Source organism: Pseudomonas sp., from assembly GCF_050739655.1.
In the GTDB taxonomy this organism is placed as follows: Bacteria; Pseudomonadota; Gammaproteobacteria; order Pseudomonadales; family Pseudomonadaceae; genus Aquipseudomonas.
Genome location: NZ_JBOIBY010000697.1, coordinates 1 through 6,998, shown reverse-complemented (window position 1 = coordinate 6,998; position 6,998 = coordinate 1). Strand labels below are relative to the sequence as shown.

Below are 6,998 nucleotides of genomic sequence, written 5' to 3'. Positions count from 1 at the left end.
TGGAGATTTACCCATGACACAACAGATTGTCGTGGCGGCACTGTATAAGTTCGTCACCCTGGAAGATTACGTCGCCCTGCGCGAGCCACTGCTGCAAGCGATGGTCGACAACGGCATCAAAGGCACGCTGCTGATCGCCGAAGAAGGCATCAACGGCACCGTGTCCGGTAGCCGCGAAGGCATTGACGGGCTGATCGCCTGGCTCAAGAACGACCCACGCATGCACGACCTTGACCATAAAGAGTCGTACTGCGACGAACAGCCGTTCTACCGCACCAAGGTCAAACTCAAGAAAGAAATCGTCACCCTCGGTGTTGAAGGCGTGGACCCCAACAAAAAGGTCGGCACCTACGTTGATCCACAGGACTGGAACGCGCTGATCAGCGATCCGGAAGTGCTGCTGATCGATACCCGTAACGACTACGAAGTTTCGATCGGTACCTTCGAAGGCGCCATCGACCCGAAAACCACCAGTTTTCGCGAATTTCCCGACTATATCAAAGCCAACTTCGACCCGGCCGTGCACAAGAAGGTCGCGATGTTCTGCACCGGCGGCATTCGCTGCGAGAAAGCGTCGAGCTATATGCTCAGCGAAGGCTATGGCGAGGTCTTTCACCTCAAGGGCGGTATTCTGAAGTACCTCGAAGAGGTGCCGCAGGAAGAAACCAAATGGCAGGGCGACTGCTTTGTGTTCGACAACCGCGTCACGGTTCGCCACGACCTGACTGAAGGCGACTACGATCAGTGTCATGCCTGCCGCACGCCGGTGAGCGTCGAAGATCGCACCTCCGAGCATTATGTGGCCGGCATCAGTTGCCCGCATTGCTGGGACAGCCTGAGCGAGAAAACCCGTCGCAGCGCCATCGATCGGCAAAAGCAGATCGAATTGGCCAAGGCTCGCAACCAGCCTCACCCGATCGGCTACAACTATAAGCAAGCATCTTCCGAGGCCTGAACCATGTCAGCATGCCGCCTGCTCTATGTGATGGATCCGATGTGTTCCTGGTGCTGGGGCTTTGCTCCGGTTGCAAACGCATTGGTAGAGCAGGCCGCGGCTGCGGGGGTGGATGTGCATCTTGTGGTGGGTGGTTTACGCACCGGCAGTGGCGCCGCGCTGGAACCCTCCACCAAGCGCTACATTCTTGAACACTGGCAGGCGGTCACCGAAGCCACCGGCCAGCCGTTCAAGCGCGAAGGCGCGTTGCCTGACGGTTTTGTCTACGACACTGAACCCGCCTGCCGGGCGTTGGTGACCGCACGCCACCTGGCGCCGGATTGTGCGTGGAAACTGCTCGGGCTGATTCAGCATGCGTTTTATGCGCAAGGTCGCGATGTCACCCGCGCCAGCGTTCTGGTGGAACTGGCGGAGCAGGCCGGCCTGCCGCGCATCGAATTCGCCGCCGCGTTCGACCGTGCCGATATGCACGCCGCCACCGCTGCCGATTTCACTTGGGTGCAGGATCTGGGTATCGCCGGTTTTCCAACCTTGCTGGCCGAGCGAAACGGTCAACTGGCGTTGCTGACCAATGGCTATCAGCCTTTGAGTGTGTTGTCCCCGCTGCTCGGCCGCTGGCTGGAGCGCGCTGCCTGTGCATGATCTGCCCGACGAGTGCCCAAGCACTAAACGTGTCGATCGGTTGAGCTGGGCCGAAATCCGTCGTCTGGCCCTTCATCATAAAAAATCCCTGTGGATCGCCAACGGCGTGGCCGTGCTGGCGACCTTGTGCAGCGTGCCTATCCCTTTGCTCTTGCCGTTGCTGGTGGACGAAGTTTTGCTGGGCCACGGCGATGCTGCGCTGAAAATCATGAACCTCGTACTCCCCGAGGTGTCGCAGAAGGCCGCCGGCTACATCGGCTTGATGCTGTTGGTAACCCTGGCCCTGCGTTGCGCGGCACTGCTCTTCAACGTGGTGCAGTCACGCTTGTTCGCCGCGTTGGCCAAGGACATCGTTTACCGCATTCGCCTGCGCCTGATTGAGCGGCTCAAGCGTATCTCGCTCGGCGAGTACGAGAGCCTGGGCAGCGGCACCGTGACCACTCACCTGGTCACCGATCTGGACACCCTGGACAAATTCGTCGGTGAAACCCTCAGTCGTTTCCTCGTGGCGATGCTTACGCTGGTCGGCACCGCCGGGATCCTGATGTGGATGCACTGGAAACTGGCGCTGCTGATTCTGCTGTTCAACCCGTTGGTGATCTACGCCACGGTGCAGTTGGGCAAACGGGTCAAACACCTCAAAAAACTCGAGAACGACAGCACGTCGCGCTTTACCCAGGCGCTGACCGAAACCCTCGACGCGATCCAGGAAGTGCGCGCCGGTAACCGCCAGGGCTTTTTCCTTGGGCGCTTGGGGCAGCGGGCCAGGGACGTTCGTGATTACGCGGTGAACTCGCAGTGGAAAACCGACGCCTCGAACCGGGCCAGCGGCTTGCTGTTCCAATTCGGCATCGATATTTTTCGCGCCGCTGCGATGCTCACGGTGCTGTTCTCCGACCTGTCCATCGGCCAGATGCTCGCCGTGTTCAGCTACCTGTGGTTCATGATCGGCCCGGTGGAGCAGCTGCTGAACCTGCAGTACGCCTATTACGCCGCTGGCGGCGCACTGTCGCGCATCAATGAGCTGCTGTCGCGCGCCGATGAGCCGCAATACCCCAATGGCGTTGACCCATTCGTTGGGCGCGGGACCGTGGGTATCGAGGTTCAGGGTTTGAGTTTCGGATATGGCGACGAACTGGTGTTGAACCAGATGAACCTGTCCATTGGCCCCGGCGAGAAGGTCGCAATCGTCGGCGCCAGCGGTGGCGGCAAGAGTACGTTGGTGCAATTACTGCTGGGCCTGTACACGCCGCAGGCGGGGACGATCCGCTTCGGCGGTTCGACCCAGCAAGAGATCGGTCTGGAAACGTTGAGGGAAAATGTCGCCGTGGTCCTGCAACACCCGGCGCTGTTCAACGACACCGTACGCGCCAACCTGACCATGGGCCGCGAACGCAGCGATGAGGCATGCTGGCAAGCCTTGGAAATCGCCCAGTTGCACGCCACGATCCGCGAATTGCCCAATGGGCTGGACAGCATCGTCGGGCGTTCCGGCGTGCGTTTGTCTGGCGGCCAGCGCCAGCGCCTGGCGATTGCGCGAATGGTGTTGGCCGAGCCCAAAGTGGTCATCCTCGACGAGGCCACGTCGGCGCTGGACGCCGCCACCGAATACAACCTGCACCAGGCACTGGCGCGCTTCCTGAGCAACCGCACCACGTTGATCATTGCTCACCGTCTTTCCGCAGTGAAACAGGCGGACCGGGTGCTGGTGTTCGATGGCGGGCAAATCGCCGAGGATGGCGACCATCAGCAATTGATTGCCGATGGTGGTTTGTACGCCAAGCTTTATGGGCATTTGCAGCAGTTGTAGCTTGTTTGCGCAATACCGGGCGCATGACGGGTTTTGCACTTGAATGGAAGAAGCGTCTGCTTCAAGACTTCAAGTCGCTTTCAGGCAGAAATATATGTACACGTTTCAGAGGATCCCCGCTTGCCGGGAATGAGATCGCACCCTAGTCTTGCTGTAGCGATTTCGTCCGGAAGACGAACAAGCAGTGCTAATACAAGGGACCTCATGAATCAAACGCGGACACTCGGAACGCCACGGTTGTTGGGCATCGTCTGGCCATTTATCGCCGTTGTGGTATTTCAGGCCCTGTTGGGTGGCGTTAGCCTCTACGTGCTGTCGGCGGTTCGGGGCTATGTAGCGGGCGAAAGTCTCTGGTCCAAGGGCCAGAAAGACGCCATCTATTACCTCAATCTCTACGCTGACAGTCGCGACGAGTCGATTTTCCGCAAATACCAAACCGCAATTGCCGTGCCCCAGGGCGGCCATGAGCTGCGTGTCGCGCTGGATCAGCAACCGCCAAACATCCAGGCGGCGCAGCTGGCGATTCTCAAGGGCGGCAATCACCCGGATGACGTTTCCAGTCTGATCTGGCTGTACCTCAATTTCCGCCACTTCAGTTATCTCGAAAAAGCCATCGATCTCTGGACAGTGGGTGACGCCTATCTGGTCAAGCTCGACGACGTTGCGCGGGACATGCATCAGCACATCACTGCCAGCCCGGCCTCCGATGCGGATATCCGGCGTTGGAAGGTGCAGATTTTCGCCATCAATGATGAAGTGACCCCGGCTGCTAGAGCCTTCAGCGATGCACTGGGGGAGGGTTCGCGGGTCATTCTTCGTTTACTGCTGCTGACTAACATTGCCACCGCCCTTGGCTTGATTGCGCTGGCGCTGATGCGCACCCATAAGCTGCTCAAGCAACGCCATGCGTTTGCTGATGCCTTGCAACTTGAGAAGGACCGGGCGCAGATCACCCTGCAATCGATCGGCGACGGGGTCATTACCACGAATGTCGACGGTACCATCGCCTACATGAACCCGGCCGCCGAGGTGTTGACTCACTGGAGGGCCGAACAGGCGACGGGATTGCCGCTGGCAGCGTTGTTCAACGTGCTGGATGAGAACGCTCAGTCCGACGGTTTTACCTTGATCGAGCGCATCCTGAGCGGCCAGCTCAGTGGTGGCAGCGAGCATTCCAAATTGATTCAGCGCCTGGATGGCAGCACGGTGTCGGTGACCCTGGTAGGTGCGCCGATCAGCAATGCCGGCAAGGTCAGTGGCACTGTACTGGTGTTGCACGACATGACCCAGGAACGGCAATACATCGCCAATCTATCCTGGCAGGCCACCCATGATGCCTTGACCGGGCTCGCCAACCGCCGTGAATTCGAGTATCGCCTGGAGCAAGCCCTGCACAACCTGACGCGGCAGTCCGGGCGGCATGCGCTGATGTTCCTCGATCTGGACCAGTTCAAACTGGTCAACGACACCTGTGGCCATGCCGCGGGCGACGAGTTGCTGCGGCACATCTGTGCGCTGTTGCAGTCGGGTTTGCGAGAGGGCGATACCCTGGCCCGGCTCGGTGGCGACGAGTTCGGAATCCTGCTGGAGAACTGTGGGCCGGATGTCGCTGAGAAAATTGCCGAAAATCTGCGCCAGACCGTGCAGAACCTGCATTTCGTCTGGAAGGGCAGGCCATTCGTAACCACCGTGAGTATCGGCCTGGTGCATGTTGCACAGAACCCGACCACCCTCGAAGTCTCTCTTCGCGCTGCCGACATGGCGTGCTACATGGCCAAGGAAAGGGTCGCAACCGGGTTCAGGTCTATCATCCCGACGACTCGGAGCTGTCCCTGCGTTTCGGCGAAATGGCCTGGGTGCAGCGCTTGCACATGGCGCTGGAAGAGGATCGATTCTGCCTGTACGCACAGGAAATCGCGCCATTGGGCGTCAACTCGGGTGGTGGGCACATCGAGATTCTGCTGCGCCTGCATGACGAAGCCGGGCGCATGATTCTACCCAGCAGTTTCATTCCGGCAGCCGAACGTTATGGCCTGATGAGTTCTCTGGATCGGTGGGTCGTGCAGAATGTTTTCAAGATCATTGCCCAGTGCCGCGCTGAAAGACATCGCGGGCCGCTGGCCCTGTGTGCGATTAATCTGTCAGGTACCACCATCGGAGACGAGGCATTTCTGGACTTCCTGCGCGAGCAATTCGTGACGTATTCAATTCCGCCTGAAATGATTTGTTTTGAAATTACTGAAACCAGCGCGATTTCCAATCTGGGCAGTGCAATTAGATTCATCAATGAACTCAAAGGCTTAGGCTGCCTGTTTTCGCTGGACGACTTTTGCGCCGGTATGTCTTCATTCGCGTACCTGAAACATTTGCCTGTAGACTTCCTGAAGATCGACGGGAGTTTCGTAAAGGATATGCTGGACGACCCGATTAACCGTGCAATGGTAGAAGTGATCAATCACATCGGCCATGTCATGGGTAAGCGTACGATTGCCGAGTTTGTCGAAACACCTCAGATCGAGCAGGCATTGCTTGAGATCGGAGTGGATTACGCTCAAGGGTATGTCATTGAACGCCCGCAACCGTTTACCTGCGATAGCCTGCTAAGTCGTCCTGCCAGACCCCGGCCTTTATTGTTCAGGGCCCCTGGCACATTTCGTTGAAATCTCTCGCTGATCCAATAATCACAATCAAAAGGAGCCCGACAGTGATCGACACATTCAACCGAACCGGACCACTCATGGAAGCTGCCAGTTATCCTGCATGGGCCCAGCGCCTGATCCAGGACTGCAGCGAGAGTAAGCGCCGGGTTGTCGAACACGAACTGTATCAGCGCATGCGAGACAACAAGCTCAGCGCAAAGACCATGCGCCACTACCTCATAGGTGGCTGGCCGGTGGTCGAACAGTTCGCGTTATACATGGCACAAAACCTGACCAAGACGCGCTTTGCCCGTCATCCCGGCGAAGACATGGCGCGTCGCTGGTTGATGCGTAATATCCGCGTCGAATTGAACCATGCTGATTACTGGGTGAACTGGAGCCGCGCGCACGGTGTCAGCCTGGAAGATCTGCAGGCACAACAGGTTGCCCCTGAACTTCACGCGCTGAGTCATTGGTGTTGGCATACCAGTTCGGCGGATTCGCTGATCGTGGCCATTGCCGCCACCAACTACGCCATTGAAGGTGCGACCGGCGAGTGGTCGGCGGTGGTCTGTTCCAATGGTATCTACGCCAACTCGTTCCCCGAGGAGGAGCGCAAGCGTGCGATGAAGTGGCTGAAGATGCATGCCCAGTACGACGATGCCCACCCATGGGAGGCACTGGAAATCATCTGCACGCTGGCAGGTATGAACCCAAGCAAATCCCTGCAGGTGGAACTGCGCCAGGCCGTGTGCAAGAGCTATGACTACATGTACCTGTTCCTGGAGCGTTGCATGCAGCTTGAGCATGCTGAAAAAACGCCGGTAGCCCGCGAGCGACTGGAGTTGGCAGAAAGCTGATTCAGCTAAAACGCAATACAATTGTGGGAGCGAGCCTGCTCGCGATGAGGTCGTGTCAATCAACGGTGATGTTGAATGACACTACGCTATCG

At 58.3% G+C, this 6,998-nt stretch carries 4 protein-coding genes and 1 pseudogene; all 5 read left to right on the top strand.

From position 1 onward, the window contains the following. The first annotated feature begins 13 nt into the window (after positions 1 to 13). The 5 genes and pseudogenes from ACRESJ_RS32865 to ACRESJ_RS32845 all read left to right on the top strand — a co-directional run bounded on the left by ACRESJ_RS32865 (position 14) and on the right by ACRESJ_RS32845 (position 6,906). Positions 14 to 955, top strand: a complete 942-nt coding sequence (locus ACRESJ_RS32865; protein ID WP_431761628.1) for a rhodanese-related sulfurtransferase — start codon at positions 14 to 16, stop codon at positions 953 to 955. Positions 956 to 994: 39 nt separating this feature from the next. Then, positions 995 to 1,597: a DsbA family protein gene (locus tag ACRESJ_RS32860; RefSeq protein ID WP_431761627.1), complete on the top strand. Its 603-nt coding sequence runs from the start codon at positions 995 to 997 to the stop codon at positions 1,595 to 1,597. Beyond that, complete coding sequence (locus ACRESJ_RS32855) at positions 1,590 to 3,407, top strand: ABC transporter ATP-binding protein (protein ID WP_431761625.1); 1,818 nt, start codon at positions 1,590 to 1,592, stop codon at positions 3,405 to 3,407. The genes ACRESJ_RS32860 and ACRESJ_RS32855 overlap by 8 nt, the downstream gene beginning before the upstream one ends. A gap of 204 nt (positions 3,408 to 3,611) precedes the next feature. Then, positions 3,612 to 6,067 (top strand): annotated as a pseudogene (locus tag ACRESJ_RS32850) (EAL domain-containing protein). A gap of 77 nt (positions 6,068 to 6,144) precedes the next feature. After that, positions 6,145 to 6,906: a TenA family transcriptional regulator gene (locus tag ACRESJ_RS32845; RefSeq protein ID WP_431761626.1), complete on the top strand. Its 762-nt coding sequence runs from the start codon at positions 6,145 to 6,147 to the stop codon at positions 6,904 to 6,906. Positions 6,907 to 6,998 lie beyond the last annotated feature (92 nt).

What these genes read in the sequence shown, in the direction of transcription:
- ACRESJ_RS32860 (WP_431761627.1), top strand. Translation starts at nt 995, where the DNA reads ATGTGTTCCTGGTGCTGGGGCTTTGCTCCGGTTGCAAACGCATTGGTA.
- ACRESJ_RS32865 (WP_431761628.1), top strand. Translation starts at nt 14, where the DNA reads ATGACACAACAGATTGTCGTGGCGGCACTGTATAAGTTCGTCACCCTG.
- ACRESJ_RS32845 (WP_431761626.1), top strand. Translation starts at nt 6,145, where the DNA reads ATGGAAGCTGCCAGTTATCCTGCATGGGCCCAGCGCCTGATCCAGGAC.